This window comes from Idiomarina aquatica (assembly GCF_004362895.1).
GTDB lineage: Bacteria > Pseudomonadota > Gammaproteobacteria > Enterobacterales > Alteromonadaceae > Idiomarina.
On sequence record NZ_SNXI01000009.1, the window covers coordinates 25358 to 43684 of the forward strand.

Sequence of the window (18327 nt, forward strand, 5' to 3'; positions counted from 1 at the left end):
TCGTAGAAGTCATGTCGTCAGCTATGGCGTTACCTATTGATGCCATCAGTGATGATATTGTCGCGCAGTTTCCCGCTGCGCGACTGGTTATCCAGGCGCCGCCCGGCGCCGGTAAATCGACGCGGTTACCGCTGACGCTGCTAAAATCACCCCATACCGGCCTGATGGTCATGCTGCAGCCACGTAGACTTGCTGCGGTTAATATTGCCCATTATTTGGCTGAACAATTGGGTGAGCAGCCGGGCGAAACCGTGGGGTATGTTATCCGTGGTCAGCGACGGCGGTCTGCAGCGACGCGGTTGTTGGTTGTTACCGAGGGCGTTTTAGTACGTTGGCTACAAGATGACCCCGAGCTGGATGGCGTCGATACAGTAATTTTTGATGAGTTTCATGAACGGAATCTGGCCAGCGATCTGAGTTTAGCGCTGCTGTTGGACAGCTTAACATTACGTCCTGATTTATCGTTACTTATCATGTCAGCCACGTTACCGGCAGAGCCAATTCAGCAGTGGCTGGAACAGGTTTTATCAGAACCGGTTAAGGTACTTAAAAGCGAAGGTCGCCAACATCCACTGGTTACGCACTATCGCCCGGTTGGACGGCACCCCTGGCAGCAACGGTTGGTCGACGTTGTAAGGGAAGCCCTAAGTACAGCGCCGCAAGGCATTTTGGTTTTTGTTCCGGGCGTACGAGAAATATCAAATCTGATACAGCAACTGGCAAGCGTTATTGCTGAGCCCTGTTTACCTTTGCACGGGCAATTGTCGCTGGCAGAGCAACGCCAAGCGCTAACTTACAACGGACAGCGGCGGGTGGTTGTCGCCACCAACGTGGCGGAAACTTCGCTGACCATCGATGGTATTGATTGTGTGGTCGATAGCGGACGCGAGCGCGTTAGTCTTTATCGGCCGAAATATGCAACATCGCAGTTAGTGACCCGCTTCATTTCGATGGCATCAGCCACGCAAAGGGCGGGGCGAGCCGCAAGGCTGGGACCCGGTCAAGTCTATCGGCTATGGGGTACTGCTGATGAACATGGCTTTAACGAATTTTCACAAGCAGATATTGCCACTCATGATCTGACCCAACTGGTGGCGGAAGTTAATGCATGGGGCGCTACCGTCGATGCGCTCAACTGGCTTACTGAGCCGTCAGAGGCACATGTTAACAGGGCGCAAGAGGCGCTAACGCAATTGGGCGTGGTGTCATCAACGCAGCAGTTAACAGAGTTGGGAAACAAGGTTGTAGCTATGGGGGCAGATATTCGTCTGGCATGTATCGCAGTGGCTGCACAAGAGCACTCAACTCAGGAGCGTTACGGCGTCGCTGTGGCACTGACCTGTCTGGAAGAGCCCATTAAAACGCTGGTTGATGATGACATCGAGATTACGCTCAGTAATCATTTAGCTAAAGCGCCAAAACAGAGCCGTTGGCGACAGCGTTTGAAATACTGGATGCAACAACTTGATTGCAATCGTGCTGGTGAAACGTTGAGCTCGACTAGCCTGGCCGGGCTGCTCCTTTATGGTTTTCCGGAGTACCTGGCAAAACGTGTGGACCAACAAACAGTGCAACTAGTGACTGGTGTTAGGTTGCAGGCAGACAATGTCGTAAGTGAGTGGTCACTGGCGCTTAATGTGCGGTTATCAGAGAGGGAGTCGGCTAATCGCGCGACATGGTTAATAGCATTGCGAGAAAGTGACTTACATGGACACCCGATACTGCCAGTAGATGAAATGACAGAGGTTGACGTTGAATCGGGGCGTAAACCAGCGCTTTACAGCATAAAAAAGATAGGTGCGTTAACGCTGGAAAAAAGTCGTGCAGCTGAGCCTCCGAGCATTGAGCAAATTCATCAAGGTTTAGTAAATTGGCTCGCACAGCGAGGGCTCAAGGCATTAAACTGGTCTACCGATGCAACCCGCTATTGGCAGCGTCTGTATTATTTTTATAAGCATTGGGACGATGCTAAGTCAGCTTTTAATGGGATTGAGCCAACGCCTGAATCATTATTGATAAACCTGCAACGCTGGGCATGTCCGTTCTGGACGGATATCCGCAGTGTAGAGGATTTAAAGCGCTGGAATCCCACGATTGCATTACAACAGTTACTTGATTACGGAGCGCAACAACAATTGCAGCAGTTATGTCCTACAACATGGCAGGCACCGAGTGGACGTAGGGTGACCATCGATTACCCAAGTTTGAGTGATGCTGACCAAGGGGTAAAGCCCAGGGTAACGCTGAAGTTACAAGAGGTATTCGGCGAACCTTCATCGCCAACTATTCTGGCGGGGCAACAGCGGTTAGTGATGGATTTATTGTCACCTGCCGGGCGTTTGTTACAGCGTACCGAGGACTTGGCGAGCTTTTGGCGCAATGCCTATGCCGATGTTAGTAAAGAGATGCGAGGTCGTTATCCAAAGCACCCGTGGCCGGACGATCCGATCAATGCTAAAGCAACCATAAAGACCAATAGACAATTGCGATGATAAAAAGACCCTGGCTTAGATATCTTGTTAAGACCAGCATAAAATTAGCGCTGGTAGCGGTAGCAGCTGTTGCTGTCTATTTAATTTATCTGGACGCTAGTTTATCCAAAGTATTTGCCTCTGAACGTTATCAGGCGCCGGCATTAGTTTACGCATCAGAAACGCGACTATTTCCGGGCAAACATGTCAGTCAGTCGCAATTGATTGAACAACTTGAACGCTTAAGCTACCAACGCAGCACCAATACAGAAGAAACTGGCTATTACTCGGTTAATAAAAGCCTGCTAATGATTCATCGCCGGCCGTTCGACTTCTCTGACGGCGCGCAAATGTCGCGCCGGGTTGAGGTTCGGTTCGATGGTGAACAAATACAATCAATACGGGGTTGGCCAAGCGGTGCGGCGCTGCGGGAGCTTAGGCTAGAACCCCAGTTAATTGGCCGAATCAACCCGCTGGACAATGAAGATCGTTTATTGGTTGGGTTGGAAGTTGTGCCCAATCTGCTTATCGAAACGCTATTGTTAGTCGAGGATCGTAACTTCTATCATCATTCGGGGGTGTCGCCCTGGTCGGTGCTCAGAGCGTTGGTTGCCAATATTAAAGCAGGCCGAACCGTGCAGGGCGGTTCTACGCTCACGCAACAGTTAGTAAAAAACCTTTACCTAAGCCGCGAACAGACGCTTTGGCGTAAATTTCATGAGGCTATGATGGCTTTGGTCATCGATTTCAGGTTCGATAAAAATACCATACTCGAAACCTATCTTAACGAGGTTTATTTCGGTCAGGATGGTCGTCACGCAATTCACGGTGTTGGCTTAGCGAGCCAATACTATTTTGGTCGTCAGATACAGGAGCTGACCCCCGCCCAAACGGCGCTAATGGTTGCGATGATAAAAGGACCATCTTATTACGATCCGCGCCGCCACCCGCAACGCACCAAAAGCCGTCGCGATACCATTCTGCGGATGATGTATGAGCACGATTTAGTTGAGAAAGAAAGTTATATTGCTGCCGTTGAAGCACCGATTAATGTGCGCGAAAGCCGACGCCTTGTGGAGGAGAGTTATCCGCACTATTTGGATTTAATTCGTCGCGAATTAGGTGAAATTGTGCTGCCGACCGATTGGCATGACGTCGGGCTAAAGATTTACACGGCAATGGATGTCGATTTGCAGTCATCAGCGCAACAGGTGTTGCGGGCCGGAGTACCGGGGCGTGATATTGAGAAACTGCAGGGAGCCGTGGTCATCAGTGATTATCAGCGCGGTCATATCCGTGCGATTGTGGGTTCAACCACCGATGATGGTCAGGGTTTTAATCGTGCATTGATGGCGCTAAGGCCTGTTGGCTCGCTCATAAAGCCAGTTATTTATGCTGCCGCTATGTCGGTATCGGATCAAATGCATTTAGGTAGTCAGGTCATTGATGAACCGGTGGTGCTGGAAGATGAAAACGGTAAACGCTGGCAGCCGGAGAACTATGATAAAGAGTATCACGGCGAAATGTTAATTTATCAAGCCTTGGTTAAGTCTCGCAATATACCGGCTGTGCGTATTGGTTTGCGAGTCGGTACGAAAACGCTGGCTAACTATTTGCGCGCCATGGGCGTTACTACCGCAATTAATGAGTATCCATCGTTGACACTGGGTGCAGTGGAGCTATCGCCTTTAGCAATTAACCGTGTTTATGCCACGCTGGCGAATAATGGACGCTATCAGCCTCTGACGGCAATCACCAGTATTACCACCCACGACGGCCTAAGCGTTTATGAATCGCACGCTGCAGAGGCGGAACAGGTATTTAGTCCTGAAGTGAGTTACATGATTCGCTATGGTATGGCTGGCGTGGTATCGCTGGGAACTGCAACCAAGCTCCGCGAGACATTGCGAGGGGCAACGGTAGCCGGCAAAACCGGGACCACTAACGATTATAAAGATAGCTGGTTTGTGAGTATTGACGGTGAACATGTCATTACCACCTGGCTGGGACGCGATGATAATGAGACGACCGGCTTAACGGGAAGTAGCGGAGCGTTAATGATCAATCGTGAAATTTATCGGCAGACGCCACCCCAACCAATGTCGTTGCGCCCGGTTGGTAATGTTCGTTTGCAAAGCTTCCATAACCAAAAAGGCGTTCGCATACCGAGTAATTGCGCCCAGTCTCAGACAGTGCCTGCACCGCCAGTAGCGCTGGATGAAGATATCAATTGTGAGGCAGATGTTGAGGAAAAAAGTTGGCTCGAACGGCTATTTGGGCGTTAAATAGGGTGCTGGCGACAATAGTGTTCGCCAGCACCGTCAGCTTAAGCGCTCATCGTTGCGAACGCTTTTTTAACGGCCGCTAAGGTATCGTTAATGTCCTGCTCGGTATGAGCTGCTGACATAAAGCCACCTTCAAATGCAGATGGTGCCAAATAAACACCTTGCTCTAGCATTAAGTGATAAAAGCGCCGGAACGCGTCCATATCGCACTCGGTAGCTTGTTTGTAAGTGGTCACTTGCTTTTCTTTGGTAAAGAAGAAACCAAACATTGAACCCGCTCGGTTGGTGGTCAAGGGTATGCCAGCCTCATCGGCAAGTTGTTGCATGCCATCAAGGAGCTGGTCGACACGTGCATAGAGTTGGTCATATAAACCCGGTTGATTGAGCTGCGACAGTGCCGCTAAACCTGCTGACATGGCAACCGGATTGCCTGATAGTGTACCTGCCTGATACACCGGCCCTGTCGGCGCAATATACTCCATGATGTCTTTTTTACCGCCAAAAGCACCTACCGGCATACCGCCGCCGATGACTTTGCCCAAGGTTGTCAGATCCGGGGTCACGTTATAGCGCTCCTGTGCGCCACCAGGGGCTGCACGAAATCCGCTCATCACCTCGTCAAAGATGAGCACTGAGCCATAGCTATCACAGATTTCACGTAAGCCTTCAAGGAAGCCTGGTACGGGCGGTATGCAGTTCATATTACCGGCGACAGGTTCGACAATAATGCAGGCAATCTGGTCGCCAAGCTCTGTAAATATCTGTTTAACGGAGTCGATATTATTGTAGTCGACCGTTAGGGTGTGTTTGGCAAAGTCTTCCGGGATACCGGGCGAGTTAGGTACGCCCAGCGTTAACGCGCCTGATCCGGCTTTAACAAGCAACGCATCGGCGTGGCCATGATAATTACCCTCGAACTTTAGGATTTTATCGCGTTTTGTATAACCGCGCGCCAGTCGAATAGCGGTCATAGTAGCTTCGGTGCCCGAGTTAACCATGCGGACCTTTTCTATCGACGGCACAATGGCTTTAATTTTTTCAGCCATTGTAATTTCAATTTCAGTTGGTGTACCAAAGCTAAGACCGCGTTGAGCTGCGGCAATCGTGGCCTCTAACACCGCGGCGTTATTGTGGCCGAGGATCATCGGCCCCCACGAGCCTACATAATCAATATAGCGCTTACCGTCCGCATCGAACATGTACGCGCCTTCGGCACGTTCGATAAAAATTGGACTACCGCCAACGCCATTAAATGCCCGTACCGGCGAATTAACGCCGCCGGGAATACTTAACTGTGCTTTCTGAAAGAGTTCTTCTGAACGACTCATCGTAAACCTTTCCTTTAATTAAAATTTTAAAACTGGCTCTTTTCGCTATACCAGTTAACCTCACATTCGAATTTATCTACTTGATCAACCACGCCCAGAGTCAAGGCGAACAGCGCCATGCGAATTAAAACTCCATTATCCGCCTGCCGGAAAATCGCCAGATTCGGATTTTGATTGAGATCGTTATCTAACTCGTTCGCCTCAGACCGGGAATCCCTGGGTAGCGGGTGCATAATGACCGTATTGGGTTTGTAGTGCTTAGTGTAGATTTCTTGGTTTAAACGAAACTTACCGCGATATTGATCAGCATCCTCCGGCGAGGCAAAGCGTTCTTGTTGAATACGTGTTTGGTACACAATATCGGCATCAACTAAACCATCAACTTTTTCTGTCACCGTATACCGGTGGCCGGAGTTTTCTAACGTATCGAGCACGCCGGCGGGCATGGACAGTTCCAATGGTGAAATCAGGGTAAATCGCACATTTTTATACATCGCTAACAGTTTCGACAGTGAGTGCACGGTACGGCCGTATTTGAGGTCACCGATCATACAGATATGCATACCGTCGATGCCCTGCCCGTGGTAGGCGAGCTCTTTTTGGATGGTATACAAATCAAGTAACGCTTGTGTCGGGTGCTCGTTGGCACCGTCGCCGCCATTGATAACAGGCACTCGGCTACCCTGGGAAAACTCGCTGACTGAGCCTGCTTTGGGGTGGCGCATGGCAATCACGTCGCTGTAACTACTTAAAACGCGCGCCGTATCATAGAGTGATTCGCCTTTGGCAATAGCAGAGCTTTCCATGCCGGTGGTTTCTCTGACCTCACCGCCCAGTAGGTTGAATGCGGTACCAAAACTAACTCGTGTCCGCGTCGAGGGCTCAAAAAACAGATTCCCGAGGATGGCGCCATCCAGAACCTTAGTACGTTTTTTGCGTCTGGCGTAGGGTTGCATTTTATCAGCAACGGCAAATATATAGTCTATGCTGTCACGGTCAAACTGGTTAACGGAGAGAATATTAGAACCGGTGAAATTCATGGTGATGTGCGCCCTTGTTGGCCGAAAGTCACTGGACGCACACTATAGCAAAATATGGAGTCAAAAAGAATCTAATACGGTTTTACCACCGCTAAAATAATGACCGAAAATAAAATAAGTACCGGCACTTCGTTAAACACCCGGTAAAAACGATGGCTGCGGCGGTTACGGTTGTTTTTGAAGTCAGCAAGTAATTTAAAACAATAACCGTGGTAGCCATAGAGTATGGTGACCAATAGCAGTTTAGTGTGCATCCAGCCACTGGCCGCAAACCAGGCACTGCCATAGGCGAAAATTAACACGACCCCGAATACTAACGTCAAGATTGCGAAGGGCGTGACAAAATACAGCAGCTTTCGCTCCATCACCTTAAATTGCTCATCCACTGCCGGTTGGTTGGTCATGGCGTGGTAGACGAATAGCCGTGGCAAATAAAAAATACCGGCAAACCAGGCGACCATAAAGGCGATGTGTAGGGCTTTAACCCATAAAATCCAACTCATTAATTATTCCCCGTTTAAGACAGCTCGCGTTGCAATGCTTTACGTACCGTTTCCCAGGTAACGATACCACAAGGCTCGCCTTGTTCTTGATCGTAAATATAAACCGCACCGCGCCGTGCGCCGCTTAATTCATCCCACACCTCGGCTAGTGTTGATGTAACTTTTAAGCCGTTAATGGGCATGTAATTCAACGATGGACTATCGCCGGCACCAATATCATAAGTGACTAAACGATAAACCGGCTGGTTGTCCTCGTCGACATTCATCACGATGACGCTTTGATTAGAGGACTTTTCGAGTACGTCTAACAACTCGTTTTGGGTCGGTTCCAGCAACAGTTTAAACTCTGTCTCCATCATGTTCTCTACCCCTGTTTTCTGCAGGGCGACTTGCACAGGGGGGATTTGGTATGGCAAATCTTGCGCATCTAACTGGGCAATAAAAATCGATTTAGAATTAAATAGCTGAGACGAAATCAGGTAGGCAGGCACAATAACCAGCATGGCCGGAATTATAATTTCGACGCTTCGGGACAACTCTACAATCGCTAATAGTGCGGCCATCGGGGCATGAATGCAGGCTGCTAAAATGCCCGCCATGCCTAATAATATATAGGTGTCGTATTGCAATAACTGCTCTAGCTGCAACTGGTTCACTATAGTAGTGAATAGCGCGGCAACCACGGCGCCGATACCAAATACGGCACCAATAAGCCCGCCGGGAATACCCATACCGAGCGCAATCGCACTGGCGACAAGTTTTGCCAGCAACAGCGTAAAGAGTATCGATAACTCTGCCTGATGCTGCAGCACTTGCTGGATGGCTGTTAAGCCGGGGCCCAGGCTGGTGGGTATAATAAGCGCCAGTAATGCGGTGATGAATGCAGCAAACAGTAAACGGGTAAGTAAGGACATATCCTTAACGGTATTCATGACATCGAGCATCAACTGTTTAAAAATTACGCCACTGATACCCAGAATAACGCCTAAAGCGACCACCCACGGCAGTTGAATGTTAGGCACTTCGGTACTGCTGAGCATGGCTAATTCAGAGGCAGGGCCAAAAATCTGTTCGGTAATCAAAGACCCGGCAACAGCCGCTAACATGACGGGAATAAAAATATGTACTTTATATTCCCGCAGCACGACTTCCATCACTAAAATCATGGCGGCAATGGGGGTGTTAAATGAGGCAGCTATAGCTGCTGCAATTCCGCAGGCTGCAAGGGTGCGTATCGCATTTTTTGGGGTGTCTACGTGATAACCGACCCAGGTACTGGCGGCCGCGCCTAAATGCACTGCAGGCCCTTCGCGACCTACACTAAAGCCTGCGACCAAGGCAATTATGCCACCCAGAAACTGATTCACGGTGCTGCGCCATGGCAACATGCCGTAATGCTGTTTCATGCGATGTATCACGTAGGGAATGCCCATGCGCACGCGGCGCGAACGGGATAAACTGAATAATAAGAAAATGAGCAAAGCTGCTGCAATAGGTAAGGCAAATCGCGTAAAGTTGTCTAAGGGTTGTTGCCAATGGCTGAAGTTACCGACAAGATAGGCACCTTGCTCTATGGCGAAACGAAAAACAACAATTAATAAGGCTGCTGCAATACCGCCAACAAGCCCAAGCAAACAAATTGCGAGTGTCGTGGTGGGGGCTGCAAGCTGTCTTCTTAACGTTTTTTTAATTGCCTGAACGTGAGTCATTTAAGGGTTCCTGAAGCGCACGTTAACTAGGACCAAAGCCTTTAGACTAAGCGTAACACAAACCGCAGAACAGCGATCTGAAAAGGACACGTTTTGATTAAAAAATTATTATCTATCAAACAGCTGCAACAACGTTTTGGCCGACTTCCGGTGGTACTGGTTAGCTTGCTGTTATTGTGTTTGGTAATAATAAGTGCTTATCAGGTTGGCGTTTGGCATGCGCGCTATTTAAAACAACAGGTGAGCGAACAAAAGCAACAATTAGCGCAACTGTATCAGCAGCTCGATCAATTCGAATATCAGCGCAATGTCCTGCAAGTTGAGTTGGATGTTGAAAAGTCAGCAAACCAAAACCTGCAAGCACAGCTGGGTGAGCTGCAGGAAGAAAATTATAGTTTGCGCGAAAACGTTGCGTTTTATCAGAAAATAATGGCTCCGGAGCTGCAACAAAGCGGTGTGGTAATTGAATCACTGGCGGTATCAAAAAATCGCGCTGAGCGTCATTATCACTTCTCGCTGGCATTGTTGCAGGTGGAGCAACGCAGGGAGTTAGTTGAAGGTGAAATTGCTATTCAGTTGGTGGGCCGGGTAAAGGGTGAAGAACAACGCTTTAACTTGCTCGACTTAGCCAATATTAGCCCCAGCGAGCATAATTTTATGATGCGCTATTTTACTTTATACGAGGGCGACTTTTTGTTACCCAAAGGTTTAGTACCAGAGCGTATCGAGGTAACTGCCAATATAACGCGTGGTGGCTCTGGTCGCTTGCAACGCACCTTTTTTTGGCGTGATAGTTTACGCAACGGTCAGGCCTCTGGCGAGAATACTTGACCCTTTTAGTCAACTACGAGAAAATTGACGGGTGATCAGTCATCAGACGAAGGTAGTGTAAATGTCAGCTTCTGTAGAACAAGCGATGCCCATCGAATTTACCGAACAGGCAGCAAATCAGGTTAAAAAGCTGATAGCCGAAGAGGAAAACCCGACGCTAAAATTGCGTGTGTTTGTTACCGGCGGCGGATGTTCAGGTTTCCAATACGGTTTTACCTTTGACGAAAAGGTGAACCCCGGTGATATGCAAATTGAAAAGGAAGGGGTAACGCTGGTCGTTGACCCAATGAGCTTACAATACCTTGTTGGTGGTGTTGTTAACTACGAAGAAGGGCTTCAGGGCTCGCGCTTTTTTGTCGATAACCCCAATGCCACAACCACTTGCGGTTGCGGTTCGAGCTTCTCTATTTAATACGTTACTCGTCAGTCTATGGCTCGCCGGCTGATTTTAAGCCGGTAATCAGCTAGAATACCCTTTTAATTTTAAGCTTGAGGGTCTTTTATGAGCTCGTATGCACAGCATATAAAAACAGTTACTGAGCGTTTCGACCAAGCATTGGCGGACACAGGTTACGAATCGACATTAATATACGCGGGCCAGCCGCGTGTTGCATTTCTCGACGATAACCCCGGCACCTTCAAAGTTAATCCTCTATTCAAGTATTGGATTCCGGTTTTAGAAAGCCCCAAAAGCGCTATTTTTTACCGCAAGGGTTCTGGTAAGCCAACGGTTTACTTATTTCAAGCGCGAGACTTCTGGCACTCCCAGGCACAAATTTCTGAGGAAGATTGGCAGCAACATGTTGAACTAAAAATCATAGATGATTTAAGCCAGTTGACTGACGACTTGGGGGATGCGTTGGCCGCGAGCGCGTTTCTAGGGGAAGACTTTGCGCAGCCCGTCGCTGATTGGAATGTGAAAGCACGCAACCCACAGGCGTTAATCGACCATCTGCACTTTCACCGAGCGGTTAAAACGGATTGGGAAGTAGAAAATTTACGCCAGGCAAATCTGCTTGCTGCTAAAGGTCATCTGGCAGCAAAAGAGGCATTTTTGGGCGGTAAAAGTGAGCTAGAGATTCACAGTGACTATTTGGCCGCGATGAACTTTCGTGAAAGCCAGGTTCCCTACAATAGCATTGTCGCGCTTAACGACCATTCAGCCATTCTTCATTACGATGTTTACGACGTTACGCCGCCGAAACAGCGTTTGTCATTTTTAATTGATGCAGGCTCTTTGTACAAAGGTTATTGCGCTGATATCACCCGTAGTTATGCCAGCGAAGCCGGTTTTTACGCTGATCTGGTAAACGCTATGGATACTGCGCAGCAAGAGCTACTTAGCGAAATTAAGCCGGGTATTAATTACTATGACCTGCATGTGTCGATGCACTTAAAAGTTGCGGCTATTCTCGAACAGTTTGATTTTATTAATATCAGCGCACAAGAAGCTTATGATAAAGGTATAACATCGGCATTTATGCCACACGGACTGGGTCATTTTATTGGCTTGCAAGTGCATGATGTTGGCGGCTTCCTGCAAGATGATAAAGGTAACAGTTATGAGCGTAGCGAACGTCATCCGTTCTTACGACTGCTGCGTGACATTGAAGTTGGACAGGTGTTTACCATAGAGCCGGGCTTATATGTTGTCGATCAGTTGTTGGAAGAGTTTGCCGACAGCAAAGATATTAACTGGACAATGGTTGATAAATTACGGCCATACGGCGGTGTGCGCATCGAAGACAGTATTGTCGTCGGCGCAAACGGTGACAATGAAAATTTAACCCGTAATGCGTTTAAAGCGCTGGGTGGAGAATAGGATAAAGAGTTACAGCTATACGTTGTTCAGTTAGCGTAGGTTTTACTACCCAGAACAACGTGGCGTTGAGCGCCGGTGACGGCGCTCAGGTTGCCCGGCTGGCGCCTGTCATAGCACCAAGCCAGCCATGCGAATGCAATTGCCTCAACGGCCTGCGGGTCTATGCCGTAATCTGCAGTAGTAGTTAGATTTGTCGGTGCGAGTTTGGTACATAGTTGGCGCATGAGTAATTGGTTGTGCACACCGCCACCGCATGCTACTATCAAAGAGGGCGAGTGAGGCAGCAACGTTAACGACTGGACGATCGAGTCGACAGTTAGTTCTAATAACGTGCGTAGCAAGTCTTTACCCTTAATAGAGCTGTTCAACTTTTTATTTAGCCACGTTTCGCTAAAATATTCCCGTCCGGTACTTTTAGGCGGTAGCTTTGTAAAGTAAGGGTCCTGGAGTAATCGCTGTAGCAGTGCTTCCTGCACAAGACCCTGACTCGCCGTATGTCCATTTTTATCATATCCGGGCGAACCATAGTGCAGTCGATACGCCAAGTCGAGTAGCGTATTGGCCGGACCGGTATCAAAACCGATGACGCTGGTTTTGTCGCTGCCGAGGTAGGTGATGTTGGCAATTCCGCCTAAATTCAGTATGGCAGTACGGGCAGGACACTGACGGGCAAATACATGATGATGAAATGCCGGAACCAGGGGCGCACCTTCGCCTCCCGCCACGATATCTTTCTGACGAAAGTCAGAAACTACGTCAATCCCGGTTTTTACCGCAATGAGAGCAGGGTTTAACAACTGCAGAGTAAATGCGGCGCTGCCATCAGCTGATGCAATACTTGGCGGATGATGCCATAGTGTCTGGCCGTGACAGCCTATAGTTTTAATCTGCTTAGCTGTTTTGTTGGATAGCGCTAATAAGTTATTAACCGCAGTTACAACGAGCTCAGAATAGTCATGCTCGAGCTGTTTAAATGCCAATAAGTCACTAATGCTCGGCGACATTGCCTGGTGTAGTCGTGCGCTTAACGGGGCTGAGAAAGGTTCGCTGTGAGAACTTAGGTGCTCGGTTTCACCGGCGCTATTTATTTGGCAGAGGACCGCGTCGACTGCGTCGACGCTGGTACCTGACATAATGCCAATGTAGTATTCCGCCATTAGCGCATCGCGAGTGCTACGCGTTTGTTATCTTCTAATACCGCAACCAATTGATCGGCCTGCTGGCGAAATGCCGGAAGCTCTGCTTCTGCCAGTGATTGTGCCTTAGGTAGCTCGACTGTTCTGGGGTTACGATGAGTGCCATTAACAAGGAACTCGTAATGCAGATGCGCACCGGTAACACGGCCAGTCGCGCCGACGCGACCAATCAGCTGGCCCTGACGGACTCGTTCGCCGGTCTTTACGTGCTTGCGACTCAGGTGTAAATATTTGGTGACATAGCGCTCACCATGCTGAATAAAAACGTAGTTTCCGTTAAGCGAATTATAGCTGGCTTTTATTACTTTACCGTCGCCCGCTGACATCACCGGAGTACCAACCGAAGCCACATAGTCGGTGCCATTATGAGGACGAACACGACCGGTTACCGGGTGCAGACGCTTCGGATTAAAGTTAGAGCTAACATAGGTAAACTTTACCGGTGATCTCAGGAACGTTTTGCGCATAGCGCGCCCGTTAGGCGTGTAATAATTGCCATTATTATGCAAGATAGCCTGGAACTTCTCACCGCGATTAATAAACTCGGCTGCCAAAATATCGCCATAACCGACAAATTCGCCGTCCGCGTACTGCATTTCATAAAGAACGCTGAACTCGTCGCCACTACGCAGGTCAAGTGCGAAGTCGATATCCCAGCCAAAAATATTGGCCACGCGCATGATTTGATTGTCTGTCATGCCTGCATTAATACCGGCGTTCCAAAAACTGGACTTAATCACTGCGTGGGTAAATTCACGGCGGGTTTCAATTTCTCGCTTTTCGACTTCAGCGATAAAGTCATCGGATTGTCGGGTAATAATCAGGGTGTCTATATCGTTAACTTCAAAAACGAGTTGCACTAGTTCACCGGTATCGTCGGTCGCTAACCTCAGGATATCGCCGGGGTGCACTTTTTTGAGTAATTGCGCTTCATCGCCTGACTGCGTAACCCGATAAAGCTGTTGTGCTGAAAAGCCCAATTTATCGAAGATTTTTGCCAGATTGTCGCCTGATTTAATTTCGTAACTCTGCCAAGCCAACTGGTTTTGCGACGCCTGCTGGTTGGTTTGCTGAGTTTCAAACGCCAAATCAAGCTCATAGCGTTTACCCGGCATGAGCTGCTCAGGCGACTTAGAATTTTTGGACGCGGTGGCTGGTTCAGAAGGAATAACCAATAACAAAAACAGCGTTGCGCTCACCGCACTAATTAAGACACGATGAGAGTGAGGCAGCTCATTCAGCAGCTGCTTAATTTGGGATACAACTTTTGACGTCATAGTTAGCGCACTTCTTACCTTAATTTATGGATGTTTTGTCGCGACACGACAATCGCTCACCTTGTTGTATTATTTTTGAGCACGTCCACGCTATTTGTGAGGATAATACGAAAAAAATCAGAATACCAGTTTTAGAGTGCTTAAAACTAGCCGTTTTATGGCGTAAACTATGACTTTTACACTTTCTAGACCCTTTTGCGCAGGAGAATCACTTAAATGGCAGCTCAGATTAAAGAGGCGCTGGCGGAAATAACCCGTGGCGTCGAGGAAGTATTGATCGAGAGCGAGTTAGCAGAAAAACTCGCGCAAGATAAACCCCTGATTATCAAAGCCGGCTTTGACCCGACCGCTCCCGATCTTCACCTCGGTCATACTGTGCTGATCAATAAGCTGCGCATTTTTCAGGATTACGGTCATAAAGTGATATTTCTTATCGGCGACTTTACCGGTATGATCGGCGACCCAACCGGTAAAAATGTTACTCGTAAGCCGCTGACTCGCGAAGAAGTTATTACTAACGCCGAAACCTACAAAGAGCAAGTTTTTAAAATTCTCGACCCGCAAAAAACCGAAATTCGTTTTAACTCGGAATGGATGAATAAGATGGGCGCTGCCGACATGATAAAATTGTCAGCGCGGCAAACGGTAGCAAGGATGTTAGAGCGAGACGACTTTAAAAAGCGTTACAAAGCTAATCAGTCCATTGCCATCCATGAGTTTTTATATCCGTTGGTACAAGGCTGGGACTCAGTCGAATTAAAAGCAGATGTCGAACTCGGTGGCACCGATCAGCGTTTTAATCTGCTAATGGGGCGTGAACTGCAAAAGGAAGAGGGGCAGCGGCCACAAACGGTGATAATGGTACCTTTGCTGGAAGGTCTGGATGGCGTCCAGAAAATGTCGAAGTCGCTGAACAATTACATTGGCATCACCGAATCAGCCAATGATATGTTTGGTAAAGTGATGTCAATTTCGGATGAATTGATGTGGCGTTACTTCCAATTACTGAGTTTTCGTCCGCTTGCCGAAATTGAACAGTTCAAAGCAGACGTTGCTAACGGTAAAAACCCACGCGACATCAAAGTATTATTGGCAAAAGAAATCATCGAGCGTTTTCACTCTAAGGAAGCGGCAGAGAAAGCAGAGCAAGACTTTGTCCAGCGCTTTCAGAAGAACGCGATTCCCGACGATATCCCGGAAGTCGAAGTCGAAGCCGGCGCCGATGGCATAGCCATCGCCAATGCACTAAAAGCCGCCGATTTGGTCAAATCAACCTCTGATGCCATGCGCATGATCAAACAATCAGCGGTAAAACGCGACGGCGAAAAAGTCGATGACACCAAGCTAATCTGCACCACCGAGCACAGTGGCGTCTACCAAGTCGGCAAACGCCGCTTCGCCAAAATCGTCTTTAAATAACACCAAAGCCCCGCGCCTCGCGAGGTTGCAGCCAAACCCTATCACTCTTTAATCACAGCGTTGCCCATCAACCAGGGGGACGCTGCAAGTACATCCCTGTACGCTTGTTTCCGGCCATCCATGGCCTCCAACACCCCCTGGTTGAGAGCAACGCTGTAATCAAACGCGATAGGGTTTGGCTGCTAAGTGGCGCAAGAGCGGTCGTTTGGAGGTGGCGATAAGGGGATTGATCAGCTTCTGTTCCAAGAGTGTCTGGCGCCATGGATGGCGCCAGTCAAGCCCTACAGGGACGTACTTGCGGGCGTCTCTTGGAACAGAAGTGTCAATCCCCCGCCATCTTCAAACAACCGCTCTTGCAGCGTCCCCCTGAGACGGGGGGCAGTGTGAGTGATAAGCAAAAGGGACTGGTAGCCCAGTCCCTAGCGACGCTAGACGGTGAAGCTCTTGATGGAGTCTTGCAGTTCGTCGGCGAGTTTGGCGACTTCGTTGGAGGCTTGTGCTGTTTGTTTCGAGCCGGAGGCGGTTTGCTCGGCGATGGAAACAATGGCCTCTAAGCGCTCGCTGATGTCATGCGCCGTGCGGCTTTGTTCTTGTGCTGCGGTGGCAATGTGATTGCTGCTGTCGGCTGCTTGATGCACCGAGTCGGTGATCGATTGCAGGGCACTGGCGGCTTCGTCAGTTTGCTTAACGCTGCGTTCAGCTTGCTCGCGGCCGCGTTCCATGACTTCTACCGCCCGCGTTGAGTCGGTTTGTAAGCTTTCAATCATTTGCTGAATTTCTTCCGTCGACTCTTGTGTGCGGCTGGCCAGCGTGCGCACCTCGTCAGCGACTACGGCAAAGCCGCGGCCTTGTTCACCGGCACGGGCAGCCTCAATCGCCGCATTCAGGGCCAGCAAGTTGGTCTGATCGGCGATGCCACGAATAACATCCAGAATACCGCCGATATTTTTGCTGTTCTCGGACAATTGATGGATAACTTCTGACGCGCCCTGGATCTCGTTTGCTAATTGCTCGATCGTGCCGCGGTTTTGCTCGGAAATTTGGCGCACTCGCTTGGCTTCGTCGTCTGAATGCTGAATTTCGCCTAATGCTTTGTCTGCACCGTGTGCCATTTCGCTGGCGGTACTATTCATTTCCTGAGTGGCAGTGGCAACTTGTTCTATTTGACGGCGCTGCTCTTCGATCGCCCCGGTAGTTTCATCCGAGACGCTGGAGCTTTCTTCTGCGGCGGTCGCTAACTGCGTCGCACGATTGGCTATGCCTTCAATCAATTGACGCAGGTTATCGGTTAACTTATTGGTATTTGACGCTAATGTGCCGAATTCGTCTTCAGCCTGGTACTCAACACGCTCCGTCAGGTTACCGTCAGCCATAATGTTGAGCATATGATTCACTTTGCTCAGAGGCACACTGATGCTGCGTACGGTATACCATGAAATAAATACGGCCAACGCAATCGAAACCAGAGTAATAATACCGTTAATCCAGCTTGAGCTACTGATTGATGTCGCAACCGAGGACTGAGTTTCGTCTGCGATACCGCGTACCGCTTGGCGTAGCTCCTCTGCCAGTGCTAACAAGCCCTCTAGTTGCTGCTCTGACTGTTGTAGCGTCTGAGCCTCATCGAGCCGGGTTTGCTTTTGTGCGACAATGTTGTCGGGATATGAACCTGCGCCCTGAAGTCCTTCGATAGCTGAACGAACCATACCAATAGCGTCGTCAACAATTTGCTCAGATGCACCGGTTGCGACGTTATCCAGGTCGTCTAATCTTGGTTTAAGCGCATCAACATTAATATCGATTTCGCTGCGAATAATTTTTGCGGTATCAATATCGTCGGCATTGCTTAGGTCATACATCAGCGTGATTAAGGACGCGAGCGATTTCTCGATAGTTCCTGCTATTTCAGCCACTTCGTCACTCTGCGTCATATCCGACGCATCAAGCAGCATAATCGAGGCGTCGTCAACGGCAAAGGCGAGCTCGTCAAGTTGTGCCTGGGCAGTATTGCCGAGTTCTAAATAACGACTCTGTTGCGAAAACAGTTGTTCGACCAAACCGATGTAGCTCTCGGCTTGGCTATCCATACGTTTAATCACCTCACCATAACCTTCGCCACGAATTAAATCGCGAAGGTTAGTCAATGAGGCTTGAAAATCCTGGCTAGTGGACTCTAATTCCTGTGTGTGGGTTTCGACTAACTGGAGGTTTTCGTCATAATAGGTTTCTGTTTGCAGTGCGCCTAATTTGAGTACGTCGACCTGAACACTGGCAACACTCTCTAATGCGGGCACCGCTTTTTGATTTAAGCGGTCGACAGATGAGCCAATACTATTGACGTTAAAGATTGAACTTAGGCTGATAACCAGCAACAGCAGGGTTATGATGGCAAATCCGCCAATGACACGCATGGCTACTGTTAATTTCATGAAAACCTCTCAGCACA

At 48.9% G+C, this 18327-nt stretch carries 13 protein-coding genes; 6 read left to right on the top strand and 7 right to left on the bottom strand.

All coding sequences use genetic code 11. The features are described from left to right. The first annotated feature begins 11 nt into the window (after positions 1-11). Positions 12-2492 (top strand): ATP-dependent helicase HrpB, encoded by a 2481-nt coding sequence (gene hrpB / locus DEU29_RS08050; protein ID WP_133539850.1) that lies wholly within the window; start codon positions 12-14, stop codon positions 2490-2492. Further along, complete coding sequence (mrcB, locus tag DEU29_RS08055) at positions 2489-4756, top strand: penicillin-binding protein 1B (RefSeq protein ID WP_133539851.1); 2268 nt, start codon at positions 2489-2491, stop codon at positions 4754-4756. Before hrpB ends, mrcB begins: the two co-directional genes overlap by 4 nt. A gap of 41 nt (positions 4757-4797) precedes the next feature. On the opposite strand, the gene hemL is transcribed toward mrcB, so the two are convergent. The 4 genes from hemL to DEU29_RS08075 form a co-directional block, all read right to left on the bottom strand. Continuing rightward, the gene (gene hemL / locus DEU29_RS08060) at positions 4798-6084 is read right to left on the bottom strand and encodes a glutamate-1-semialdehyde 2,1-aminomutase (protein WP_133539852.1); all 1287 of its coding nucleotides are present in this window, start codon (positions 6082-6084) and stop codon (positions 4798-4800) included. A gap of 26 nt (positions 6085-6110) precedes the next feature. Beyond that, positions 6111-7124, bottom strand: a complete 1014-nt coding sequence (locus tag DEU29_RS08065) for an aspartate carbamoyltransferase (protein ID WP_133539853.1) — start codon at positions 7122-7124, stop codon at positions 6111-6113. 71 nt (positions 7125-7195) lie between these two features. Beyond that, entirely contained in the window at positions 7196-7627 is a 432-nt protein-coding gene (locus tag DEU29_RS08070) for a CopD family protein (RefSeq protein WP_133539854.1), read from the bottom strand. Positions 7628-7641: 14 nt separating this feature from the next. Next, positions 7642-9336, bottom strand: coding sequence for a chloride channel protein (locus tag DEU29_RS08075; protein WP_133539855.1), 1695 nt, complete (start codon positions 9334-9336; stop codon positions 7642-7644). A 93-nt stretch (positions 9337-9429) separates the two neighbouring features. Between DEU29_RS08075 and DEU29_RS08080 the strand changes: the two genes are divergently transcribed. The 3 genes from DEU29_RS08080 to pepQ all read left to right on the top strand — a co-directional run bounded on the left by DEU29_RS08080 (position 9430) and on the right by pepQ (position 11989). After that, positions 9430-10167 (top strand): DUF6776 family protein, encoded by a 738-nt coding sequence (locus DEU29_RS08080; RefSeq protein ID WP_243734517.1) that lies wholly within the window; start codon positions 9430-9432, stop codon positions 10165-10167. 61 nt (positions 10168-10228) lie between these two features. Next, entirely contained in the window at positions 10229-10579 is a 351-nt protein-coding gene (gene erpA / locus DEU29_RS08085) for an iron-sulfur cluster insertion protein ErpA (RefSeq protein WP_133539856.1), read from the top strand. A 90-nt stretch (positions 10580-10669) separates the two neighbouring features. After that, on the top strand, positions 10670-11989 hold the full coding sequence (pepQ, locus tag DEU29_RS08090; protein WP_133539857.1) for a Xaa-Pro dipeptidase: 1320 nt from the start codon (positions 10670-10672) through the stop codon (positions 11987-11989). A gap of 26 nt (positions 11990-12015) precedes the next feature. On the opposite strand, the gene DEU29_RS08095 is transcribed toward pepQ, so the two are convergent. Both DEU29_RS08095 and DEU29_RS08100 read right to left on the bottom strand, forming a co-directional pair. Further along, on the bottom strand, positions 12016-13146 hold the full coding sequence (locus DEU29_RS08095; protein WP_133539858.1) for an anhydro-N-acetylmuramic acid kinase: 1131 nt from the start codon (positions 13144-13146) through the stop codon (positions 12016-12018). Next, a complete protein-coding gene (locus DEU29_RS08100) occupies positions 13146-14462 on the bottom strand; it encodes an OapA family protein (RefSeq protein ID WP_133539859.1) in 1317 nt (438 codons plus the stop codon). Before DEU29_RS08100 ends, DEU29_RS08095 begins: the two co-directional genes overlap by 1 nt. Before the next feature lie 216 nt (positions 14463-14678). On the opposite strand from DEU29_RS08100, the gene tyrS reads away from it, so the two are divergent. Continuing rightward, the gene (gene tyrS / locus DEU29_RS08105) at positions 14679-15881 is read left to right on the top strand and encodes a tyrosine--tRNA ligase (RefSeq protein WP_133539860.1); all 1203 of its coding nucleotides are present in this window, start codon (positions 14679-14681) and stop codon (positions 15879-15881) included. A gap of 428 nt (positions 15882-16309) precedes the next feature. On the opposite strand, the gene DEU29_RS08110 is transcribed toward tyrS, so the two are convergent. Then, the gene (locus tag DEU29_RS08110) at positions 16310-18310 is read right to left on the bottom strand and encodes a methyl-accepting chemotaxis protein (protein WP_133539861.1); all 2001 of its coding nucleotides are present in this window, start codon (positions 18308-18310) and stop codon (positions 16310-16312) included. Between the last annotated feature and the right edge of the window lie 17 nt (positions 18311-18327).